Annotated in this window: 19 protein-coding genes and 6 tRNA genes; 16 read left to right on the top strand and 9 right to left on the bottom strand. The window is 62.7% G+C overall.

Going from position 1 to position 23,064, the window contains the following annotated elements:
- Positions 1-5: 5 nt before the first annotated feature.
- Positions 6-851, bottom strand: coding sequence for a prolipoprotein diacylglyceryl transferase (lgt, locus tag G520_RS0118625; protein WP_028536970.1), 846 nt, complete (start codon positions 849-851; stop codon positions 6-8).
- A 216-nt stretch (positions 852-1,067) separates the two neighbouring features.
- On the opposite strand from lgt, the gene ilvD reads away from it, so the two are divergent.
- From ilvD to G520_RS0118595, 6 genes are all read left to right on the top strand, one after another.
- Positions 1,068-2,924, top strand: coding sequence for a dihydroxy-acid dehydratase (ilvD, locus tag G520_RS0118620; RefSeq protein ID WP_028536969.1), 1,857 nt, complete (start codon positions 1,068-1,070; stop codon positions 2,922-2,924).
- A 366-nt stretch (positions 2,925-3,290) separates the two neighbouring features.
- Positions 3,291-4,502 carry a hypothetical protein gene (locus G520_RS23445; RefSeq protein ID WP_246542674.1) on the top strand — a complete coding sequence of 404 codons (1,212 nt, stop codon included), beginning with the start codon at positions 3,291-3,293 and terminating at the stop codon, positions 4,500-4,502.
- Between the two features lie 106 nt (positions 4,503-4,608).
- Positions 4,609-5,856, top strand: a complete 1,248-nt coding sequence (glyA, locus tag G520_RS0118610) for a serine hydroxymethyltransferase (protein WP_028536968.1) — start codon at positions 4,609-4,611, stop codon at positions 5,854-5,856.
- A gap of 127 nt (positions 5,857-5,983) precedes the next feature.
- On the top strand, positions 5,984-6,442 hold the full coding sequence (nrdR, locus tag G520_RS0118605) for a transcriptional regulator NrdR (protein ID WP_028536967.1): 459 nt from the start codon (positions 5,984-5,986) through the stop codon (positions 6,440-6,442).
- 39 nt (positions 6,443-6,481) lie between these two features.
- Entirely contained in the window at positions 6,482-7,579 is a 1,098-nt protein-coding gene (gene ribD, locus G520_RS0118600) for a bifunctional diaminohydroxyphosphoribosylaminopyrimidine deaminase/5-amino-6-(5-phosphoribosylamino)uracil reductase RibD (protein WP_028536966.1), read from the top strand.
- A 12-nt stretch (positions 7,580-7,591) separates the two neighbouring features.
- Positions 7,592-9,076, top strand: coding sequence for a carboxypeptidase M32 (locus G520_RS0118595; RefSeq protein ID WP_028536965.1), 1,485 nt, complete (start codon positions 7,592-7,594; stop codon positions 9,074-9,076).
- Between the two features lie 18 nt (positions 9,077-9,094).
- On the opposite strand, the gene G520_RS0118590 is transcribed toward G520_RS0118595, so the two are convergent.
- Positions 9,095-9,964: an alpha/beta fold hydrolase gene (locus G520_RS0118590; protein WP_156877016.1), complete on the bottom strand. Its 870-nt coding sequence runs from the start codon at positions 9,962-9,964 to the stop codon at positions 9,095-9,097.
- Between the two features lie 128 nt (positions 9,965-10,092).
- Positions 10,093-11,556: an IMP dehydrogenase gene (guaB, locus tag G520_RS0118585; protein ID WP_028536963.1), complete on the bottom strand. Its 1,464-nt coding sequence runs from the start codon at positions 11,554-11,556 to the stop codon at positions 10,093-10,095.
- 132 nt (positions 11,557-11,688) lie between these two features.
- Here guaB and uvrC point away from each other — a divergent pair, with 132 nt between their 5' ends.
- The 8 genes from uvrC (at position 11,689) to G520_RS0118545 (ending at position 14,793) form a co-directional block, all read left to right on the top strand.
- Positions 11,689-13,494 (top strand): excinuclease ABC subunit UvrC, encoded by a 1,806-nt coding sequence (uvrC, locus tag G520_RS0118580; protein WP_028536962.1) that lies wholly within the window; start codon positions 11,689-11,691, stop codon positions 13,492-13,494.
- 31 nt (positions 13,495-13,525) lie between these two features.
- Positions 13,526-14,107 (top strand): CDP-diacylglycerol--glycerol-3-phosphate 3-phosphatidyltransferase, encoded by a 582-nt coding sequence (gene pgsA / locus G520_RS0118575; protein WP_028536961.1) that lies wholly within the window; start codon positions 13,526-13,528, stop codon positions 14,105-14,107.
- A gap of 72 nt (positions 14,108-14,179) precedes the next feature.
- Positions 14,180-14,255, top strand: a tRNA-Gly gene (locus G520_RS0118570).
- Positions 14,256-14,281: 26 nt separating this feature from the next.
- Positions 14,282-14,357: transfer RNA gene (locus G520_RS0118565), tRNA-Gly, on the top strand.
- A 30-nt stretch (positions 14,358-14,387) separates the two neighbouring features.
- Positions 14,388-14,463: transfer RNA gene (locus tag G520_RS0118560), tRNA-Gly, on the top strand.
- Positions 14,464-14,495: 32 nt separating this feature from the next.
- Positions 14,496-14,571, top strand: a tRNA-Gly gene (locus tag G520_RS0118555).
- Positions 14,572-14,603: 32 nt separating this feature from the next.
- A tRNA-Gly gene (locus G520_RS0118550) sits at positions 14,604-14,679 on the top strand.
- 40 nt (positions 14,680-14,719) lie between these two features.
- Positions 14,720-14,793: transfer RNA gene (locus G520_RS0118545), tRNA-Cys, on the top strand.
- A gap of 347 nt (positions 14,794-15,140) precedes the next feature.
- Here G520_RS0118545 and G520_RS23440 read toward each other — a convergent pair.
- On the bottom strand, positions 15,141-16,166 hold the full coding sequence (locus G520_RS23440) for an alpha/beta hydrolase (protein ID WP_156877015.1): 1,026 nt from the start codon (positions 16,164-16,166) through the stop codon (positions 15,141-15,143).
- A gap of 255 nt (positions 16,167-16,421) precedes the next feature.
- The gene (locus G520_RS23435; RefSeq protein ID WP_051229517.1) at positions 16,422-17,624 is read right to left on the bottom strand and encodes an MFS transporter; all 1,203 of its coding nucleotides are present in this window, start codon (positions 17,622-17,624) and stop codon (positions 16,422-16,424) included.
- Positions 17,625-17,730: 106 nt separating this feature from the next.
- Between G520_RS23435 and G520_RS0118530 the strand changes: the two genes are divergently transcribed.
- Both G520_RS0118530 and G520_RS0118525 read left to right on the top strand, forming a co-directional pair.
- Complete coding sequence (locus tag G520_RS0118530) at positions 17,731-18,630, top strand: LysR family transcriptional regulator (RefSeq protein WP_028536960.1); 900 nt, start codon at positions 17,731-17,733, stop codon at positions 18,628-18,630.
- Positions 18,631-18,751: 121 nt separating this feature from the next.
- The gene (locus tag G520_RS0118525; RefSeq protein ID WP_028536959.1) at positions 18,752-19,165 is read left to right on the top strand and encodes a VOC family protein; all 414 of its coding nucleotides are present in this window, start codon (positions 18,752-18,754) and stop codon (positions 19,163-19,165) included.
- A gap of 80 nt (positions 19,166-19,245) precedes the next feature.
- Here G520_RS0118525 and G520_RS0118520 read toward each other — a convergent pair whose 3' ends face one another.
- From G520_RS0118520 to G520_RS0118505, 4 genes are read right to left on the bottom strand one after another with little or no spacing between them, the layout of a single operon-like run.
- Entirely contained in the window at positions 19,246-20,181 is a 936-nt protein-coding gene (locus tag G520_RS0118520) for an oligopeptide/dipeptide ABC transporter ATP-binding protein (RefSeq protein ID WP_028536958.1), read from the bottom strand.
- Entirely contained in the window at positions 20,178-21,161 is a 984-nt protein-coding gene (locus tag G520_RS0118515; RefSeq protein ID WP_036666548.1) for an ABC transporter ATP-binding protein, read from the bottom strand. The genes G520_RS0118520 and G520_RS0118515 overlap by 4 nt, the downstream gene beginning before the upstream one ends.
- A 2-nt stretch (positions 21,162-21,163) precedes the next feature.
- Complete coding sequence (gene ddpC / locus G520_RS0118510) at positions 21,164-22,048, bottom strand: D,D-dipeptide ABC transporter permease (protein ID WP_084637704.1); 885 nt, start codon at positions 22,046-22,048, stop codon at positions 21,164-21,166.
- Positions 22,048-23,064, bottom strand: a complete 1,017-nt coding sequence (locus tag G520_RS0118505) for an ABC transporter permease (RefSeq protein ID WP_028536955.1) — start codon at positions 23,062-23,064, stop codon at positions 22,048-22,050. Before G520_RS0118505 ends, ddpC begins: the two co-directional genes overlap by 1 nt.

Raw genomic sequence — 23,064 nt, 5'->3', positions numbered from 1 at the left:
TCGGTTCAGGCCCGTTTTTTCAGCACGAACAGCATGGCAAGACCGATCACGATCATGGGCAGGCTCAGCCATTGTCCCATGCTCATGTTGAAGGCCAGCAGGCCGAGAAAGTTGTCGGGTTCGCGGGTAAATTCGACCAGGAAGCGGGCGCTGCCATAGCCGACCAGGAACAGGGCGGATACTTCGCCTTTTTGCCGTCTTCCCGAGCTATACCACCACAATAGCGCGAACAGGACAATGCCCTCCAGTGCGAATTCATACAGTTGGGAAGGGTGGCGTGCGAGGCCGCCATACTGTTGCAGTGTCGGCAGCCACTGCGGATGCGTTTGGGCGAACGCGCGGTCGTCGAGCTGCGATTGCGGAAACAGCATCGCCCAGGGCGCGTCGGGGCGGGTGACCCGGCCCCACAGCTCGCCGTTGATGAAGTTGCCGATGCGCCCGGCGGCCAGACCCAGCGGCACCAGCGGCGCCACGAAGTCGGCGAGTTCGAAAAAGCCGCGCCCATGCCTGCGTGCGAATAGCGCCATCGCGACCAGTACGCCCAGAAAGCCGCCATGGAAGGACATGCCGCCTTCCCAGACATGCAGAATCGACAACGGGTGCGCAAGGTACTCGGCCGGTTTGTAGAACAGGACATAACCGAGCCGCCCGCCAAGCACCACGCCGAACACGCCGTACATCAGCAGGTCGTCGAGCATTTTTCCGGTCATGAACGTCTGTCGCGCGCGGATGCGGCGATTGCCAAGCCAGATGAACAGCAAGAAGCCAAGCAGGTACATCAGCCCGTACCAATGGATGGCCAGCGGGCCGAGGTGGATGGCCACCGGATCGAACTGCGGATGAATGATCATTTGTCAGTCGTGTTTGTTTGCGGTAAAAGTGAATGGACGAAATTATACGGAAAGCGTTCCCCGCCGTCGCGCCCAATACCGGTGGGCGCGTTCGCCCGTTCTCCCGGAGACCCCCGCGAGAGTGTTTCCGCGCTGTGGCCCATACGGCCATGCGGCGCGGCTGGCGCGGTTCGCGACTGACCCTGTGAAGCCAACGAATTGTCCAAGGATTCTGTTATGCCCCAATACCGCTCGCGTACCTCCACGTCCGGTCGCAACATGGCGGGTGCGCGCGCCCTGTGGCGCGCCACCGGCATGAAAGACGGCGATTTCGACAAACCCATCATCGCCATCGCCAACTCGTTCACCCAGTTCGTCCCCGGCCACGTGCATCTGCACAAGCTCGGACAGCTGGTCGCGCGCGAAATCGAAAAAGCCGGCGGCGTGGCCAAGGAGTTCAATACCATCGCCGTCGACGACGGCATCGCCATGGGGCATGGCGGCATGCTCTATAGCTTGCCGTCGCGCGACCTGATCGCGGATTCGGTCGAATATATGGTCAATGCGCACTGTGCCGACGCGCTGGTGTGCATCTCGAACTGCGACAAGATCACCCCGGGGATGCTGATGGCCGCGTTGCGGCTCAATATCCCGGTAGTCTTCGTTTCCGGCGGACCGATGGAAGCCGGCAAGGTCGACTGGAACGGCGAGACGAGGGGGGTGGACCTGATCGATGCGATGGTCGAGGCGGCCAATCCCGCCAACAGCGACGCTCAGGTCGCCGAGCTCGAACGCTCGGCCTGCCCGACATGCGGATCCTGTTCCGGCATGTTTACCGCCAATTCGATGAACTGCCTGACCGAGGCGCTCGGCCTGTCGCTGCCCGGCAACGGTTCGCTGGTCGCGACGCATGAGGATCGCAAGGAACTGTTCCTGCGCGCCGGACGCACCATCGTCGATCTGGCGCGGCGCTATTACGAGCAGGACGACGAGACGGCCCTGCCGCGCCATATTGCCAGTCGCGCCGCTTTCGCCAATGCCATGACGCTGGATGTCGCCATGGGGGGCTCCACCAATACCGTGCTGCACTTGCTGGCTGCGGCGCGCGAGGCGGGCATCGATTTCGACATGGCGGCCATTGATCGCTTGTCGCGGCGCGTGCCTTGCCTGGCCAAGGTGGCGCCTGCCACGCAGAAGTATCATATGGAAGATGTGCACCGGGCTGGCGGCGTGATGGCCATTTTGGGAGAGCTGGATCGCGCGGGTCTACTGGAAACCCAGGTGCCGACCGTGCATTCGGCTACGCTGGCGGCGGCGCTGGACGAGTGGGATATCGCCCGCAACGCGCCCGAAAGCACTGCCCATCGCTTCTATCGCGCCGCGCCGGGCGGGGTGGCGACCACGCTGGCGTTCTCGCAGAACATGCGCTATCCGGATCTCGATCTTGACCGCGAGCAGGGCTGCATCCGGCGCCGCGACAGCGCGTATAGCCAGGACGGCGGCCTGGCGGTGCTGTACGGCAATATCGCGCGCGACGGCTGCATCGTCAAAACGGCGGGCGTGGACGATAGCAATCTGCGTTTCAGCGGACGGGCGCGGGTTTTCGAAAGCCAGGACGCCGCAGTCGAGGCCATACTCGGCGATCGCATCGTCGCGGGAGATGTGGTGGTGATTCTGTACGAAGGACCGAAAGGCGGACCCGGGATGCAGGAAATGTTGTATCCGACGTCCTACCTCAAGTCCAAGGGGCTGGGCAAGGCCTGCGCCTTGCTGACTGATGGACGCTTTTCCGGCGGGACCTCGGGACTGAGCATCGGCCACGCCTCACCGGAAGCGGCCGATGGCGGTGCGATCGGCCTGGTGGAAGAGGGCGATACCATCGAGATCGATATTCCTGCCCGCCGTATCGAACTGGCCGTGTCGGACGACATTCTGGCCGCCCGGCGCAATGCGATGGAAGCCCGTGGCGCCAAGGCCTGGAAGCCGCTCGAACGCGACCGTTACGTGAGTCCGGCCCTGCGCGCCTATGCCGCCATGGCGACGTCGGCGGCGAATGGCGCTGTGCGCGACGTCAGTCAGGTCGAGCGCCGCTGACTGTCTTTTTACGGAAAGATGGCCGATGGCGTGAACTTATTTGCCGGGGCCGGGTCAATCTCTTGATTCCCCGGTAGTTTCACCTTTTACCGGACGCGAAGGTGTCCGGTATTTCTTTATCCGAACCCGTGTTTGCCAGAGCCGGCAAACGCGGGTTTCTTTTATTTCCCGCGCTTGCGGACGAAAAAAACGCGGAGCCGTCATCCGCTCCGCGCCAAGTCTACAAAGGAGAAATAGAAGAAACTGAAAGGGGGTCGCGAGACCCCCTCACAGCGCGGAATTATCCGGTGCAGCCCGGGGGCTGTCAACGAAAAGCCGGGAATTTTGCACCTGTATAGAACATTATGGCACCATATTGGTGCTAAAATGCAGGCTCGCCATCGCCGTATCGTGTCCGACTCGTCGCCGACCCACCGGGTATGCGAAGATATCGGCATCATCGTCCCGGATAGCGCCATGACCACTTCGCCACTTGTATTGCCTGACCCCCGCCAATACCCGAGCCTGCGTCCGGGAACGCAACTGCTCGATTACGCGTACTCGCTGCTGGGCGCGGCCGACGACTCCGTGCGAGCGCAGTGGCGCGCGGCATTGCGCGCGACAATGGACGAGACTCTCGAGCGCGAGGACCTGCTGCGGCTTTCCGTCGCGCTGGCGATGGCGCCGTCGCGCGAGGTGTATCGGACCTTGTGGCGCGCGTTGCGCGACAGCGTGGAGACGGTCGACGCGCGGCATGCCGTGGTTTTCGCCATTCCGCTTGTGCTGGTGCTTGGATCGCGCGAGGCGGTGGAGCTGCCTGGCCAACTGGCCGATGTCGAGGGGCTCAATGCGATTTTGCGGGATGGCGGCGTTTTCGCCCCCGATGCCGAAGTGATGCTGTCGGGTCGGCTGCTGTCTCCCGATAGCGTCGTCGATATCACGCCGGCACAACTCTACCGCTATACGCGGCAACTGGCCGATGCCGCGCGCGGTTTGCCTCTCGACTTGCATGCCGCGCCGGTGGTGGCACGGGAGGAAGGCGTTTTTCTGCGCTACCTGATTGGAGTCGCGATGCAGAACCCCGGCGCCGCGCCGGCCGTGAAGCTCGATGGCGAGGTAGGCGCCTGGGGCGTCGCGCTGATGAAGTTCCTCGGCGAGCAGTTGGGGCGCCCCGGCGCGACCTTGTTCCCTATCGCCCGCGCCCCGCAGTCGCTGATGCAGGCGCTGGTGACCGGGCAGCGCACGCGGCTGGAGGTGGCCTTGCAAGTGTTTGCCAGCAGTGCGATCCGCCGGCTGCGGGATGGCGGCAAAGAGCCGGTCGCCGTGGTGTCTTCGCATGAAAACAATGAAATTCATTTCACCGTGTCGGCGGGAGAGGCCGACGAAGTGAAAGGCGGCTTCGTCTGGCCGCTGGGACCTCAGGACGACGTCGCTGCGATCGAGAGCGATTTTCGCATGCTGATGGCGCAATGTCAGGTGGGTGACGTCCGGGTGGCCTTGGCCGTGCAGCCTGCCGAGCGCAACGGGGTTCCCGTCTTCCTCTACCCTGCCGATGTGGCGGCCGGGGCGGAGCGGAATTCCAGAATGAATGGATATTGAACATGAATCATTTTCATGTTCCGGCGAATTTATATGCGTACCGCAACTGGCGGCAATTCGTGTAAAATTCACATTATTGATAACCCTTTGATTGGAAGAGTCAAAGATGTTTGCAGCCGATCTGTCGATAGCCAAATTCGACCCTGAACTCTCCGCCGCGATGGAAGACGAATACCGTCGCCAGGAAGATCACGTCGAACTGATTGCTTCTGAAAACTATGTCAGCCCCGCCGTCATGGAAGCCCAGGGCTCGGTGCTGACCAACAAGTACGCCGAAGGTTATCCGGGCAAGCGTTATTACGGCGGCTGCGAGTATGTGGATGTGGTCGAGCAATTGGCGATCGACCGCCTGAAGGCCCTGTTCGGCGCCGAATATGCGAATGTGCAGCCGCATTCCGGCTCGCAGGCCAACCAGGCTGTCTACGCTTCGGTTCTCAAGCCCGGCGACACGATCCTCGGCATGAGCCTTGCGCACGGCGGTCACCTGACCCATGGCGCCTCGGTCAATATTTCGGGCAAGCTGTACAACGCCATCACCTACGGCCTCGACGAGAACGAAGTTCTCGACTACGAACAGGTCCGCCGCCTGGCGCAGGAACACAAGCCGAAGATGATCGTTGCCGGCGCTTCCGCCTATTCGCTGGCGATCGATTGGGCGCGCATGCGCGAGATCGCAGATGAAGTCGGTGCCTGGCTGTTTGTCGACATGGCCCATTACGCGGGTCTCGTCGCCGCCGGCGAGTACCCGAACCCGGTGCCTTACGCCGACTTTGTGACCACCACCACCCACAAGACCTTGCGAGGCCCGCGCGGCGGCGTGATCCTGGCGCGTGCCGAACACGAGAAGGCGCTGAATTCGGCGATCTTCCCCTGCCTGCAGGGCGGTCCGCTGATGCACGTCATTGCCGCCAAGGCCGTGGCTTTCAAGGAAGCGGCATCCCCTGAATTCAAGTCCTACCAGCACCAGGTGCGCATCAATGCGCGCGTGATGGCCGATACCCTGATCGAACGCGGTCTGCGCATCGTGTCCGGACGCACCGAAAGCCATGTGTTCCTGCTTGACTTGCGTGCCAAGAAGATCACCGGCAAGGATGCGGAAGCCGCTCTGGGACGTGCCCATATCACCGTCAACAAGAATGCGATTCCGAACGACCCGGAAAAACCGTTCGTGACCTCGGGCATCCGTATCGGTACGCCGGCGATGACGACTCGCGGGTTTGGCGAGGCCGAAACGCGCGAACTGGCCAATCTGATTGCCGACGTGCTCGATGCGCCGCAAGACGAGGCTGTGCTCACCCGCGTGGCCGATGCCGTCAAGGCACTCTGCCTGCGGCTGCCTGTCTACGGCCGTTGATCTGAGGCTGGCAGCGGGGATCGCCCGGCGGCGATTCCCGCTGGTTTAAAGTGCATGAGAATTCGGTTATGCCTGCGCTGAATTGCTGATAGTATTCAATTATTGAATCAATCAGGGTTTGACAACCATGAAATGTCCGTTCTGTGGCCATGCCGATACGCAGGTGATTGATTCTCGTGTCAGTGAGGACGGAACCAGCATCCGTCGCCGCCGTCGCTGTCTGTTGTGTGAAAAACGGTTTACGACTTTCGAGACGGCCGATGTGCGTATGCCGCAAGTCGTCAAAGCCGGAGGCCACCGTGCCGAGTTTGATCTGGAAAAGATCAGGACCAGCTTCCTGCGCGCCTTGCACAAACGTCCCGTCTCGACCACTCTGGTCGATGAATCCATAGACCGGATCTGCCATCGCCTGCTGCAACTGGGCGAGCGTGAAGTCAGCTCGCGCCAGATCGGCGAGATGGTGATGACCGAACTGTCCCGCCTCGACAAAGTCGCCTATGTCCGCTTCGCATCGGTGTACCGCAGCTTCCAGGATATTTCCGAGTTTTCCGACGCCATCAAGGAAATTCAGAAGACCCATCGTTGACCGCTTGCACTCGGGACCGGGGTGCGTTCTGGACTAGCCATGACTGATAACGATTTTCATTATATGCAGCGTGCGCTGCGTCTTGCCGCCGGGGCCTCTGTCCGGGCCGCTCCGAATCCCGGCGTCGGCTGCGTGTTGGTACGCGACGGGCGCATCCTGGGCGAAGGCGCTACGCTCGAAGCCGGCTCCGATCATGCCGAAATCCAGGCGCTGAAGGCCGCCGTGGCAGCAGGCGAAGACGTCGCCGGAGCGACAGCCTATGTCACGCTCGAGCCTTGCAGCCACCATGGCCGTACCCCGCCTTGTGCCGATGCGCTGATACGGCACGGAATCGCACGCGTGGTTGCGGCCTTGCGCGATCCCTTCCCCGCCGTGGCCGGGCAGGGGCTGGAACGCTTGCGCGCCGCCGGCGTCGAGGTGAGTTGCGGCGTGCTTGAAAGCGAGGCGCGCGAGGTTCAGCGCGGTTTTCTATCGCGCATCGAGCGCGGCCGTCCCTGGGTGACGCTCAAGGCGGCCGCCTCGCTGGATGGCGCCACGGCCCTGCGCAACGGTGCGAGTCAGTGGATAACCGGGCCGGATGCGCGGCGCGACGTGCATCGCCTGCGCGCGCGGTGCGATGCGATACTGACCGGCAGCGGGACGGTCCTGGCCGACGATCCGCAACTGACCGTGCGCGACACACCGGTCGCGCGCCAGCCCTTGCGCATCGTGCTGGACAGCGGGCTGCGCACATCGGCCGACAGCCGCATCTATCAGGGCGGGAACACCTTGCTTGTCAGTTGTCTCGATGACGAGGAAAGGCTGCGGCCCTACCGCGCGGGAGGTGGGGAAACCCTGTGCCTGCCGTCTGCCGTGGATGGCCGCGTCGATCTCGCCGCCCTGCTGGCGGCCTTGGGCGCGCGCGGGGTGAATCAGCTGATGGTCGAGGCTGGCGCCGTGCTCTCGGGCGCCTTGCTCGGAGCGGGGCTGGTCGATGAACTTATTCTTTATCTCGCTCCCTCCTTTCTCGGCGCAAGTGCGCGTGGCTTGTTCGCCTGGCCCGAGTTGTGCAGCCTCGACGCGCGCATCCGCTTCGACATCGCGGAAACGAGGAAAGTGGGGGCCGATTTGCGCCTGACCCTGCGTCCTACCGTCTGAATGGAGAACCTCATGAATCCGGCTCAGTCTCAACTCGAACAGGTTTTTACCCGTCTGTACCGCTATCAGCATCTGGTGGCGATGGCCGGTTGGGACCGGGCAACCATGATGCCGCCCAAGGGCAACGAGGCGCGCGCGAGGGCGATGGCCGAGATGGACGTGTTGCTGCACCGCACGCTGACCGATTCCGGCTTGGGCGCCTTGTTCGCCGATGCGGAGGCGGCAGCCGGGAACGAAGACGAGGCGGCCGGTCTGCGCGAGATGCGCCGCGTCTGGCTGATGGCCAGCCGGCTGCCGGAAGCGCTGATCGAAGCCCGCTCTCTGGCTGGCGCCCGCTGCGAGCACGATTGGCGGCGTCAGCGGGGGGCGAACGACTGGAGCGGGTTTCTGGCCAATTTCGAGGAGGTGGTGCGGCTTGCGCGCGAAGAAGCGGCCTATCTCTCCGACGCCAGCGGCTTGAGCCGCTACGATGCCTTGCTCGACAAATACGAACCTGGCGTGCGCAGTGAACGGCTGGACAGGATCTTCGGCGAGATCAAAGGCTGGTTGCCGGATCTGATCGCACGCGCTCGTGCCCGCCAGGCCGGCGACACACTGGTTTACCCGCAGGGACCGTTTCCGCTCGAGCGCCAGCGTGCGCTGGGGCTGATCATGATGAAAAAGCTGGGGTTCGATTTCGACGCTGGCCGTCTCGATCTGAGCGTGCATCCATTCTGCGGCGGCGTGGCGGAAGATGTGCGCATCACCACGCGCTACCGCGAAGACGATTTCATCCAGAGCCTGATGGGCATCATCCATGAGACCGGGCATGCCTGCTACGAACAGGGCTTGCCGCGCACCCGAGTGCACCTGCCGGTCGGGCAGGCCCGATCGATGGGCGTGCATGAAAGCCAGAGCCTGTCCTTCGAGATGCAGCTCGGGCGCCACCCCGGCTTGATCGCGCAACTGTCGCCGTTGCTGGAACAGCACTTCGGCGCGAGCGAGGCCTACGAAACAGAAAACCTGATCAAACTGTTTACCCGCGTCGAGCCCGGGCTGATCCGCATCGAAGCCGACGAGCTATGCTACCCGGCCCATGTGATGCTGCGCTACGAGATCGAGCGCGACCTGATCGAGGGACATGTCGACTGCCGCGATGTGCCTGCCTTGTGGGACGAAAAAATGAGCGCCTATCTCGGTGTGGATAGCCGGGGCAATTTCAGGGACGGATGCATGCAGGATATCCACTGGACGGATGGCTGCTTCGGTTATTTTCCCAGCTATACCCTGGGCGCGATGTATGCGGCGCAGTATTTTGCCGCCATGCGCCGCGAGCGTCCCTTGCTGGACGCCGACATCGCCGCCGGCGACTTCGGATCGGTGTTCTCCTGGCTGGGACGCCATATCTGGAGTCAGGGCAGCCGCTGGACAACCGACGAGTTGATCGAGCGTGCCACGGGCAGCGCGCTCGATCCCGTGCATTACCGCGCCCATCTCGAAGCGCGCTATCTAGGCTGAGTCGCCGCTGCGGCGCAGTCAGTAAGGACGCAGAAAGGCGCTGAGCGCGAGCGCCAGCTCTTCCGGCGCTTCCCATTGCACCATATGGCCGCAGTTGGCAAAACGGATTTCGCTGAGATCGGCGAAGCAGGCACGCCGCTCGTCGAGCGTATCGAGCACGCCGCGTACCTGCGGGTGTTCCCACGGGTCCTCGCCCGCAACCCAGAGCACCGGGCAGGTGATCTTGCGCCAGCAGGCTTTGGCTTCTTCCAGATGGTAGAGCGCGGGGTTGACCATCTTGTGGCGCGGGTCGGCGCGATAGATGCGCGTGCCGTCGCCCTGCGGTCGCGTCAGTGCGTCCGCCAGCCAGTCGGCGCGCTCCTGGCTCAGGTGGGGGTTGCGGTCCAGCAGCCGTGCCGCCGCCTCGCTGCGATCGAGCAACGGGCGGAAGTCGAAGTTGCTGCGTTTCTCGCGCAACCAGCGTGCGTAGCGTCCGGGCGCTTCCGCCGGATCGGTATCGCTGAGGCCGAAGCCCTCGATCAGCGCCAGCCGCGACACGCGGGTTGGCCGTACCCCCGCATAGATGCTGGCGATCATGGCGCCCATGCTGTGGCCGACCAGCGCGGCCGGCGTCCCCGGAGAATAGTGTTCGAGAATGTGATCCAGATCGGCGAGATAGTCCGGAAAGTAATAACTGTCGTGATTCCAGTCGCTGTCGCCGAAGCCGCGCCAATCAGGAGCGATCAGGTTCCAGCCCAGGCCGAGAGCATCGGCAAGAAACTGGAAGGTGGCTGAACTGTCCATCCAGCCATGAAGCAGGAATACCGGTTCGCGCGCCGGGTCGCCCCACTGCCGAATGTGATACTGCCGGTCGCCGATGGCGATGAAGTCGGTGTTGTAAGGCGTCATGGATGGAGGTTGAGCATGGAAAGACATTAGTCTAGCGCATGTCGCTCATGGTGTGCGCACACGCCAATCAAAATGAAAGCGCCCCGCATGGCGGGGCGCTTTCTCCTACCCTAAGGCAGCGCCGGTTTTTAGCGCTCCATATGGTAATTAGGTGCTTCTTTGGTGATCTGTACGTCGTGGACGTGAGATTCGCGAATGCCGGCCGACGTGATTTCGACAAAATTGGCTTTTTCGTGCATCTCTTCGATCGTTTTGCAGCCCAGATAGCCCATCGACGAGCGCAGGCCGCCCATCAATTGATGAATGACCTGGCCGATCGGACCTTTGAAGGGTACGCGGCCTTCGATCCCCTCGGGCACGAATTTATCGACATTGGCTTCGTTGTCCTGGAAATAGCGATCCGAAGAGCCTTGCGTCATCGCGCCGAGCGAACCCATGCCGCGGTAGGACTTGTAGGAACGACCCTGGAACAATTCGACATCGCCTGGCGCTTCCTCGGTGCCGGCGAACATCCCGCCCAGCATCACCGTGTGCGCACCTGCCGCCAGCGCCTTGGAAATGTCGCCGGAGAAGCGGATGCCGCCGTCGCCGATCAGGGGGACGCCCGTGTCCTTGAGCGCTTCGGACACGTTGTGGATGGCGGTCAATTGAGGTACGCCGACGCCTGCCACGATACGCGTGGTGCAGATCGATCCCGGGCCGATGCCGACCTTGACGGCATCGGCACCGGCTTCAACCAGCGCCAGTGCGGCGGAGGCGGTGGCGATATTGCCCCCGATGACATCGACTTGCGGGAAGTTGAGCTTGGTCCAGCGCACGCGGTCGAGTACGCCCTGGCTATGGCCGTGAGCGGTGTCCACCACGATCACGTCGACGCCGGCCGCAACCAGGCGTTCGATGCGATCTTCAGTGCCGGCGCCGACGCCGACCGCGGCGCCTGCGCGCAGACGGCCCTGGCTATCCTTGCTGGCGAGCGGGTGCTCGCTGGTCTTGATGATGTCCTTGACCGTGATCAGGCCCTTGAGCTCGTCCTCGTCATTGATGACAAGCACGCGCTCCAGCCGATGCGTGTGCATCAGATCGCGCGCTTCATCGATGCTGCCGCCCTCGCGGATCGTGATCAGGCGCTCGCGCGGAGTCATGATCGAGGCGACTTGCTGGTCGAGGCGGGTTTCGAAGCGGAGATCGCGGTTGGTGACGATACCCACTACCTTGCCGTTCTTGACGACGGGAAGACCGGAAATTTTGTGCTGACGGGTCAACAGGACCAGATCCCGCACCAGCATGTCCGGTGCAATGGTGATCGGATCCTTGACCACGCCGCTTTCGTGGCGCTTCACCTTGGAAACTTCCAGCGCCTGCTGTTCCCCGGTCATATTCTTGTGAATGATGCCGATGCCGCCTTCCTGGGCCATGCCGATTGCAAGGCGGGCTTCAGTCACGGTGTCCATGGCCGACGAGACCAGGGGCAGGTTCAATCGAATATTGCGGGAGAGTACGGTGGAAAGTTGAACGTCGCGCGGCAGTACCACTGAGTGGGCCGGGACGAGGAGAACGTCGTCGAAAGTGTAGGCTTTCTCGATGATACGCATCTGGCGTTTCCTTTGCGGCAAAGGCGCATTATACCGGTATACTGGTATTGATGCAAAATCCTACCCATTTCAGCGGCTTTGCCGCTTCGCACGGGCGCGCGCGGTCGCGCTGCATCCAGCCCGGAGACGGTCATGGCTGTCGCCCCGTTTGATCCCAAGCCGGTCCTGGCCGGCCTGCCGTCTTTGCCCGGTGTCTACCGCATGCTGGATCAGGGCGGAAAAGTCCTGTACGTCGGCAAGGCCGTCGATCTCAAGCGGCGCGTGAGTTCCTATTTCCAGAAAAACGACCTGTCGCCGCGCATACGCCTGATGGTGCGCCAGATCGCCGCCATCGAGACCACGGTGACGCGCTCGGAGGCCGAGGCGCTGATACTGGAAAACAACCTGATCAAGGCGTTGACGCCGAAATACAACATCCTGTTTCGCGACGACAAGTCTTACCCCTATCTGATGTTGACCGCGCACGATTATCCGCGGCTTGCCTATTATCGCGGCGAGGCGAAACGGCCCAATCAGTTTTTCGGTCCTTTCCCCAATAGCTATGCCGTGCGCGAAAGCATCCAGATGCTGCAGAAAGTGTTTCGGCTGCGGACCTGCGAGGACAGCGTATTCGGCAACCGTTCGCGCCCGTGCCTGCTCTTTCAGATCAAGCGCTGCTCGGGGCCGTGCGTCGGCCTGATCGCTGATGCGGACTACCGCGCCGATGTCGCCAGCGCGGTCGCCTTTCTGCAAGGCAAGCAAAACGAATTGCTCGATGCCTTGAGCGTGCGCATGAACGCTGCGGCGGAAGCGCTGGAGTTCGAAACCGCTGCCGAGCTGCGCGATCAGATCCAGGCCCTGTCGCGGATGCAGGAGAAGCAGTTCGTTTCCAGCAACTCGAACCAGCTCGACGCGGATGTGGTCGCGGTGGCGACGCAAGACGGGGTTTGCTGTGTCAATCTGGTCATGATTCGCGGCGGGCGCCACCTTGGCGACAAAAGCCATTTTCCGCGCAACGACGATGGCGACTCGCCGCAGGCCGTGCTTGAAGCCTTCCTCGCGCAGCACTATCTGGGGGGCGCCATCCCGCCGGTGCTCATCGTCAATGGCGAGATCGACCCCTTGCTGTGCGATCATCTGGCGCTGCAGTCCGAACGCAAGCTGACCTTGATCAGCAATCCAAACGGAGAGCGGCGGATCTGGCTGACCATGGCCGAGAAAAACGCGATGCTGGCACTCGGGCAAAAACTGGCAGGGCAGGCCACGCAGACGCACCGGGTGCAGTTGCTGAACGAAGCGCTGGGGCTGGAGGGGGTGCAACGCATCGAATGCTTCGACATCAGCCATACCATGGGCGAGGCAACGGTCGCCTCGTGCGTGGTTTATGATCATACCGCCATACAACCGTCAGAATATCGGCGCTACAATATCGAAACGGCCAAGGCCGGCGACGATTATGGCGCGATGCGCGAGGTCCTGAGCCGCCGCTACGGCAAGCTCGCGGCTGGCGAAGGCAAACGGCCCGACATCGTACTGATAGACGGCGGTAAAGGGCAGGTGGGGGTCGCGCTGGAGGTGTTCGCCGAACTGGGGCTGGACCTGACCATCGTCGGCGTGGCCAAGGGGGAAGGGCGCAAGCCGGGCCTGGAGACGCTGGTCCTCCCGTATCAGCAAAAAACGCTACAATTGCCGAGCGACCATCCCGCGCTGCACCTGATCCAGACCGTGCGCGACGAGGCGCACCGGTTCGCCATTACCGGGCACCGTGCGCGGCGCGCGAAGGCGCGCACCTCGTCGACGCTGGAAGATATCCCCGGCGTCGGCGCCAAGCGCCGGCAGCGGCTGCTCACGCGCTTCGGCGGCCTGCGCGGCGTGGCGGCAGCCAGTATCGATGATCTGGCCCAGGTGGAAGGCATCAGCCTGACGCTGGCCGAACAGATTTATAACACCCTGCACTGAACCGTAGTGCGGCCAACAACAAGAAGCGACGATGCCGTTTAACCTACCCATCCTGTTGACCTGGTTCAGGGTTGTCCTGATTCCGATCTGCGTGGCTGTATTTTTCCTGCCGGACAGCATTCTGCTGTCCGATATGCGCAATACGACCGGTGCCGTCATTTTTGCGCTGGCGGCTTTTACGGACTGGGCTGACGGCTTCCTCGCCCGCCGTCTCGGGCAGACCTCCGCCTTCGGCGCCTTTCTCGACCCGGTCGCCGACAAACTGATCGTGGCGGCGGCCCTGATCCTGCTGGTCGAACTGAACCGCACGCCGGGCTGGATGGCGATGATCATCATCGGCCGTGAAATCGCCATCTCCGCGCTGCGCGAATGGATGGCGGAGATGGGCAGCCGCAAGAGCGTGGCCGTGGCCTATATCGGCAAGCTCAAGACCACGGCGCAGATGGTGGCGATATTGATGCTGCTGTACGACGGTCCCATCATCCCCGGCATCGATACCTGGACGCTTGGAAATCTGTGTATGGTGGTCGCCGTGATTTTGACTTTGTGGTCAATGGTTTACTACCTGAGAATGGCTGCCCACGAGTTCAAGGGTAAAAAAATCGACGTCTGAACGGTTGACAGAAACGGATTAATCTTTATAATTCGCAATCTCTCGGTGGTGACGCCGGGACGAAAAGTCCAAGCGGGAATAGCTCAGTTGGTAGAGCGCAACCTTGCCAAGGTTGAGGTCGCGAGTTCGAGCCTCGTTTCCCGCTCCAGCGCTTTTCGGTAGTCATGTGTCGATGCGGGAATAGCTCAGTTGGTAGAGCGCAACCTTGCCAAGGTTGAGGTCGCGAGTTCGAGCCTCGTTTCCCGCTCCACCGTTTGCCGGTTTTGATGTCGTATGCGATGCGGGAATAGCTCAGTTGGTAGAGCGCAACCTTGCCAAGGTTGAGGTCGCGAGTTCGAGCCTCGTTTCCCGCTCCACCGTTATGCTGGTTTTAGATGTTGTATGCGACGCGGGAATAGCTCAGTTGGTAGAGCGCAACCTTGCCAAGGTTGAGGTCGCGAGTTCGAGCCTCGTTTCCCGCTCCACCGTTATGCTGGTTTTAGATGTTGTATGCGACGCGGGAATAGCTCAGTTGGTAGAGCGCAACCTTGCCAAGGTTGAGGTCGCGAGTTCGAGCCTCGTTTCCCGCTCCAGTTTTCATCAGATTGCCCAAGGCGATTTGAAGCCCCTCATGGCGGGGTGGCAGAGTGGTTATGCAGCGGCCTGCAAAGCCGTGTACGCCGGTTCGATTCCGACCCCCGCCTCCAATAGAAAAGCCCTGTAACTCAATGAGTTGCAGGGCTTTTGTGTATCTGGTTTCCCTTGATTTCGGATCGCTCGCAAAAAGTGGCGAACCACCCGTGCACTATGCTCATTGCCGTATACGCGAGATTTCCATGGCCACGAAAAGGCTACGATCTAGCGGGAGCTGGGAGTTCACCGTCAGGCGCAAGGGACTGCTGCCGAGGCCCGTTTCTTTTACGTTTGAAACTGAGAAAGAAGGGGACGCCTACTGCTCTCGACTTGAGATTGTGCCCGACCGCGGAATCTCTCCTCCCGAGCTCGTGAGGCCGTTGCCGGACATCGCGACGATACGAGACAGGGCTTTCTTGCGTTATTTCGTGCGTGCAACTGTCGCGAGCGGAAAGCCACAAGACGTCGCCCAATCGGCAAACAGCTGAGGCCAAGCGGTTTCGAGCGTTCCCGGTTTGCCGATCCCCCACCCGTGCCCTCCGCTGGGAAAGATGTGTAATGCGACCGGAATCTTCTGCCGGTGAAGCGCATCGAACATGAGCAAACTGTTGCCGATGTTGGCAATAGGATCATCCGCTGCCTGAGCCAGAAAGGTCGGTGGCGTTCCTTGATCGACATGCAGTTCGACTGAATAAGCACTCACCGAATCGGGCTGCAGCGCAAGATGATGGCTAGACCGGGTTGTATTGAAAGGTGCTCTCAGCGAAATAACCGGATAAATCAGCCCGGCAAAATCAGGGCGCGATGATAGTCGGTCGGCATCATCGACAGCGGCATAGAATGTTTCGGAAAAACGAGTAGCAGTAATACCTGCCAGGTTACCGCCGGCAGAAAATCCCAGCACGCCAATATGCTGCGGGTCAATTTGCAGCTTTCCTGCCTGCGCGCGTAGCAAACGCATTGCTCGCTGGGCATCCTGAAACGGAGCGACCGGCAGCCACCCATCAGCTGGCAGGCGGTAATAGAGAATGACAGGGGTTACTCCAAGTGCAAGCAACCAGCGTGCCGCTGGCTGTGATTCGTGGCCAATCGCGATGCCAGCGTACCCCCCTCCAGCGATGATCAGCACTGCCGTGCCATTCGGCCTGGAAGGCCGATAGATCTCCATCCGCGCGTGGACAACGTGATGAACGGTTCCCACCGCATTGCTGCGTTCCTCCCCGAGCACCATGTCTCCCCCCGGTGCTTGCTGTGGCCAAAGGCTAATTGACTGTGCAGGTGGTAGTACTACTGCCGGCGCCGAGGATTGTTCGGCAACGGCGACACCAGAAAGCAGGAACAGCGAACAGACATAGGCAAAGAACAGACGAATCATGTGATCTCCCGATGCAATGACAAGGAAAAGGTGCGATACAAATTGTGGCTGATCCTTGACGATCTGCGCCACGCGCGCGCCATCGAAGCCCCGCCTCGCCCGCCCACTTCATGCATGAAAATTCTTGCATCAGCATAATGCAGTTATAGGGTGTTGCGTCCACCGGTTGAATCCGCAGTGAAATGCAGCTGTTCGGGCCGTTGTGTCAAAATCACCCCCCTCTGCCACCCGGGCAACGGCCTGTTTGTGGGTGGACGCGAGTTGCGGGGTCGCTGCGAGCGAGCCCCTGACGGCATAGCCATACTGGCGGTATGAATCAGAAGAGGCTCATCCGACAGGATCAGCGACACGTCCGGCCGTACGGCACAGCACAACCGTCCCGAACGCCCCCGCAGCCAGGAGCACGCCGGCGGCAGCCACCCCCGGCCAGCCATATTGGCTCGCCGCCGCGCCACCCAGGGCCGAGCCCACTGCGCCGCCCAGGAAATAGCTCGCCATGAACAGGGTGTTCAGCCGTCCGCGCGCCTGGGTCAGTAGCGCATAGAGGCGCGTCTGATTGGCCACCAGATTGGCCCGGCTTCCGAGGTCGAGCACCACCACTCCCGCTATCAGCATGCCCAGGTTCCAGGATGCCGCGGCAATCAACGCGAACGCGATCATCACCAGCCCGGCCGCCAGTGCAACGATCCGGCGTCCGCCCCATCGGTCGACCAAACGGCCAATGGTGGGGGACGCACACATGCCTGCGATCCCTATCAGCCCGAACAGTCCCGCCACCTCGCTGCCATAGCCGTAGGGCGGCCGCGCCAGCATCATCGCCAGCGAGCCCCACAGAACGTTGAATGCAGCAAACAGCAGGAAGCCGACGAGGCAGGCCTCGCGCAGCAATGGCTGCTGCGCAGGCAGTTGCCACAGTGAAGCCAGCAGCTTCGCATAGGGCAGCTCGCTGTCCGGCGGCGTTTTTGGCAGGTGATAATTGACCAGCGCGATCAAGGCCATGTCGAGCAAGGCGGCCAACAAGAACATTGCGCGCCAGCCCGCGTGCGCCCCCACAAATCCGCTGATGGTGCGCGCCATCAGTGTTCCTGCGAACAGGCCGCTCATCAGCCTGCCCACGGTTTGACCGCGTCGCGCGGGATCGGCCAGGCCGGAAACCGCTGGAATGATGATCTGCGCGCTTACCGCTGTCAGCCCGACCAGGGTGGAGGCGGCCAGCAGCCAATCCAGACTGTTCGCCGTTGCGCAAAGCGCCAAGCCCGAGATGTTCGCCAACAGCAGCAGGGTGATCAGCCCGCGCCGCTCAAGCCGGTCGCCCAGCGGACCGAAAAGCAGCAAACCCGCGGCATAGCCGAGCTGCGTCAGCATGGCAATGGAACCCTGGGCAGAGGCGCTCGCGCCAAAACTCGCCGCCATCATGGGCAGCAACGGCTGGCTGTAATACAGAGTCGCCACGGCAAAACCGCAGGTCGCCGACAACACCAGCACGCTGCGCCCGGAAAGCGGCGTCGTGTCATGAGGAAGCAAAGCCATTTCACAAACTCCATTCATACTGTTTCATCGCGGAGCAATACTAGGCTCATTGCTGGGTCAGTAGAATGCAGCTGCAGCGCGCAACGGTTTTGCGTAATATGCAAGAATGCAGTCAATTAGCTATGCAGAATACCTGCCAGTTTTCGTGGCCGTCGCCCGGGCATCCAGCTTTTCCGCCGTGGCCGGCCGCCAGGGGGTGGCGCCGTCCTCGGTGATCCGCCAGATCGACGCACTGGAAGCGGCGCTGGGCACGCGCTTGTTTGTGCGATCCACGCGCGGACTGGCCCTCACCGATGCGGGTGAACTCTTTCTGTCCCGCGTCCCCGCCCTGCTCGATGAACTGGTGGACCTGCGCGCCGAGGTCGCCACCCTGGGCGATGAACCGCGAGGCGTATTGCGGGTGGCCTGCCTCCCCACCTTCGGCCGCCATCTCGTCCTGCCGCTGCTGCCCGACCTGCTCGCACGCTACCCCGCCTTGCGCGTAGAACTGGATTTCACCGAGCGGCAGGCCGATCCGACGCGCGAGCGCCTGGATGCGGTGATCCGCATTGGTCCGCTCAAGGACAGCCGGTTCTATGCGCTGCGCCTGGGGACACAGTGCTGGTCAATCTGCGCGAGCCCTGACTATCTGAGCGAGCACGGGCAGCCAGACTCGCTTGCGGATCTGATCGGCCACCGCTTGCTGGACAAGCGCCACGACCCGGATGGCTTGGGCTGGCGCGGCCTGAGAGCGGCAGGACTCATACCGGAGAACGCCGACGACAATGTGCTGGTTTGCGATGATTACGAGGCATTACTGCTGGCAGCCATGGCAGGGCTGGGCCTGGCCTACCTGCCGACGTGGGTCACGGGACTCGCCGGCGCTCACGGAAAGCTCGTCACCGTATTTGACGATCCAGCCCGGCGCCAAGAAGAAATCCACCTGCTGAGGGCACTGCCTCGGCCACCGGCCAAGCTGCAGGTGTTTACCGAAGCGCTGGCGGCTGCGTGGCGTGAGCGCGAGTAAGGGGATCGGCAGGGCAGCGATTTTGCCGTTGTATCGAACCATGCGGCAATGCTTAATGCATACTCCATTGTGTATTCTGATTGTCGCTACCGACCGTCACAAATGAAAAGGAGTGCATCCCATGCTGGACCACATGACATTTCGTGTCCGCGATATCGCGAAGACCAAGGCTTTCTATGAGCCGATACTGCGTACGCTCGGCTACCGCGTCGCTTATGAAGCCGTTCATGGCTTCAATGTCCTGGGGTTTGGATATCCCGATCCAAGCCAGGCCGACGGCGAGCGGATCGATACCTGGTTTGTCGATGGCGAGTCCCCCTACGGGGGGAGCGAGGCGACGACAGGATGCCACCTGTGCTGGAGCGCCAAGGACCGGCAAAGCGTCGACGCTTTCTACGCTGCGGCGCTTGAGGCGGGTGGGCGGGATAACGGGGCGCCGGGACTGCGCCCGCACTATCATCCCCATTATTACGGCGCATTCGTGATTGACCCGGAAGGCAATAATATCGAGGCCGTCTGCCACTTGCCCGCGTGAACTCGTGCCCTGCGGCAGCAGAGCCCGCCGTGCCCGCTCGGAGGCGTACGCGCGCCGCTTTCGTCCCCGTCTCCCTGTGTTCACTGGCGCAGATGGCAGCGCACCTGCCGCGTCGCATCGCTGCTGTCCAGCAGGTTCTGCGGCCGTTCGCAGGCGTCGCAGCGCTCCGAGCAGCGTTCGGCGAAGAAGCAGCCTGCAGGCAGCTGGCGATTGCCGGGCAGTTCGGTCCGGGTCGTTGCCGCATCGGTGGCAAAGGGCGTGCCCAGTTTCGGAACCGCATCCAGCAACAGTCGGGTATAAGGGTGTTGCGGTGCATTCAGGACCTGTTCGGTCGTGCCGATTTCGACGATCTGCCCCAGATACATGACCGCCACCCGGTCGCTGACATGGCGTACCACCGACACATTGTGCGAAATCAGGATATAGGTGAGCCCGCGTTCGCGTTGCAGCTCGGCCAGCAGGTTGAGAATCTGCGCCTGCACCGAGATGTCGAGCGCCGAGGTCGGCTCATCCAGCACGATGATGTCCGGCCGCGCCGCCAGCGCGCGCGCGATGGCGATGCGCTGGCGCTGCCCGCCGGAAAATTCATGCGGATACCGATCGAGCGTTGCTGCGCGCAGGCCGACCTGGGCCGCGACCTCAGCCGCGAGCGCGCGCTGCTGCGCGGCCGTGGCGTGCTGCAGCACGCAGGCCGGCTCGGCGATGATTTTCCACACCGGCAGTCGCGGGTCAAGCGAGGATTGCGGGTCCTGAAACACGACTTGCATGCGCGTGCCTTCTCCGTCGCGGCCGTGCAGGGCTCCGGACGACGGTGCGAGCAGCCCGGTCAGAACGTGTACCAGTGTGCTTTTGCCGCAACCCGACTCGCCGACGATGCCCAGGGTTTCACCGGCCTTCACCGCGAGCGAGACACCGTTGAGCGCGTGGGCGTGCGCGGTGGCGCGTCCGAGCCAGTTGTGGGCGACGGGAAAGCGGACGTGGACCGCATCCAATGTCAATAAGGCGGGAGTGTTCATGCGACCGGCTCCGGGTGGTGGACGTAATGACAGGCGACCGCGCGCGCGGCGGCGGTGCTCAGTTCCGGCTTGAGCGTGCAGGCCGGGCCGACATCCGGGCACCGTGCGGCAAACGGACAACCGCACAATGCGCGCGACAGATCGGGTACCGTACCGGGGATGGTGTGCAGCGGAGTATGCGGCGCAGCCGATTCCGGCAGACCGAGCAGCAAGCCGCGGGTATACGGATGCGCGGGGCGCACCAGGATGTCGGCGGTTGGGCCGGACTCGACCACGCTGCCCGCATACATGACATAGACCCGGTCGCAGAGCTGCGAGACCACGGCCATATCGTGGCTGATGAACAGAACGCCGGTGCCGAGCGCGCGTGCGCGTTCGCGCAACAGCAGCAGTACCTGGCGTTGCACGGTGACGTCGAGGGCGGTGGTCGGTTCGTCGGCGATCAGCAGGCGAGGATTGCAGGAGAAGGCCAGGGCGATGAGGATGCGCTGGCGCATGCCTCCGGATAGTTCAAAAGGGTAGCGTTCCAGCACGCCGGCGGCGTCGGCGATGTGCATGTCTTCCAGCAGCGCGATGGCATGCGCGCGCGCGTCGTGCGCCGACAGGCGCCGATGGCAGCGGATCACTTCCACCATGGCGGCGCCGATGCGGCGTGTCGGATTGAGCGCCGTCATCGGTTCCTGAAAAATCATGGCAACATCGGCGCCGCGCAAGGCCGACAGGGTGCGCTCGGACACCGTCAGCATGTCGTGGCCGAGAACGTGCAGCGAGCCGGCGGTGACGCGATAGCTGGTGGCGGGTAGCAGCCGCATCGCCATCATCGCCGTCACCGACTTGCCGGAGCCCGACTCGCCGACGATGCCGACGATTTCACCGGCGCCGACCGACAGCGTTACGCCGTTGAGCGCATGGATGGCGCCGCGATAGACCGGAAACTCGAGGCTGAGCCGGTCGATGGATAAAACGGGGGATGGGTTCATGGTCAGCGTGCCTGTTGTCTGGGGTCGAGCAGATCGCGCAAGCCGTCGCCGAACAGATTGAATCCGGTGGCGGTGATCAGGATGGCGGCGCCGGGAAAAGCCGAGTACCACCACTGGTCGAGCAGGTAGTTGCGGCCGGTCGCAACCATCGCCCCCCACTCGGCCGTGGGTTGTTGTGCGCCCAGTCCGATGAAGCCCAGCGTCGCCGCCATCAGGATGGAGCCGCCGATATCGAGCGAGCCTTGCACGATCAGTGGCGGCAGGCTGTTGCGTAGCACATGCCAATGCACGATATGCCAGCGCGACGCGCCGAACGTGGCGGCGGCTTTGACGTAGCCGGTTTCGCGCAAAGACAATGCCTGGCCACGGGCGAGGCGCACGTAGAACGGGATGCGCACTACGGCGATGGCCAGCATCGCGTTGAACAGGCTGGGCCCGAGCGCGGCCGCCAGCGCCAGGGTGAGCACGAGCGACGGCACCGACAGCATGATATCCATCAGCCGCATGATGATACTGTCGACGCGGCCGCCGACGACACCGGAAAAACAGCCGGTCAGCGAGCCGATGACTCCGGCCAGCAGTACCACCGCCAGACCGGCTGTCACTGACTGCCGGCTTCCGTACAAAACGCGCGACAGCAGATCGCGCCCGACTTCATCGGTGCCGAAGCGGTGCGCGTCCGACGGCGCCGCCAGGCGGGCGCCCAGATCGATGGCATCGGGCGGATAGGGTGCCAGCCAGGGCGCGCTCAGCATCAGCAGTATCACGAGCAGGATGACCGCTCCTCCGGCCAGGGTCAGCGGGCTTTGCCGCAGGCGGTACCACACCCGCCCGCCGCGCCCGGCCGGCGTTGCGGCTTCGCTCTGTTCCATCGAGCTAGCTTCCATCAGTTGACCTCCTTGATACGTGGATCGATGAGCCGGTACAACAGGTCGACCAGCAGGTTCACCAGGACATAGGCAAACGACACCAGGACGGCGAAGCCCATGACCGCGGGAAAATCGAGCGACTGAATCGAATTGACCACATAGGCGCCCATGCCGGGCCAGGCGAACACGGTTTCGGTCAGAACCGCACCGTATAGAAGATCGCCGAGCGCGAGGCCGAGCACCGTGACCGATGGAATCAGTGCATTGGGCAGCGCGTGGCGCAGTATCACGCTCGCTGCCGACAGACCGCTGGCGCGCGCGGTTCGGATATAGTCCTCGCCCAATTCGCCGAGCATGGCCGAACGGATTTGTCTGGCGACGACGCCGAGGTGGACAAAACCCAGGGTGAAAGCCGGCAGCAGGATATGCTGCAGGGCATTGAAGAATACGTCGCGCTGGCCGCGCAGCAGGGCGTCCAGCAGGTACATGCCGCTTATCGCCGCCGGCGCATCCAGCCCTTCGTCCAGCCGCCCGCTGCCAGGCAGCCAGGCCAGCTTGCCGTAGAACAGCACGATGACGCCGAGCCCGAGCCAGAATGCGGGCGTGGAGATGCCGATGACCGATACGGTCCGCGCGATCTGGTCCAGTACGCGGTTGCGATACACCGCCGAGAGTACCCCGAGTGGAACGCCGATCACCGTCGCAAAGAACAGCGCGACGAGCGCAAGTTCGAGCGTGGCCGGAAAAAACGCGACCAGGTCTTCCAGTACCGGGCGGCCGGTACGTATGGATGTGCCGAGATCGCCATGCACGAGCCCGTTCACGTAGTGGGCATACTGCACCCACCATGGGCGGTCCAGCCCCAGCGTATGGCGCAGGTGCAGCACGGTTTCGTTCGAGGCGCGGTCGCCGGCGATCAGGCGCGCGGGGTCGCCCGGAATCAGATGGGACACGGCGAAGGTGATGAAGGAGACCCCCAGCACCACCACCATCAGTCCGAACAGACGCTGGCGCAAAACGGGAAGAAAGGACAT

The sequence above is a fragment of the Paludibacterium yongneupense DSM 18731 genome (assembly GCF_000422925.1).
In the GTDB taxonomy this organism is placed as follows: domain Bacteria; phylum Pseudomonadota; class Gammaproteobacteria; order Burkholderiales; family Chromobacteriaceae; genus Paludibacterium; species Paludibacterium yongneupense.
Note: the sequence above shows the minus strand (reverse complement) of the source record. Positions and strands in the feature narration are given on the sequence as shown.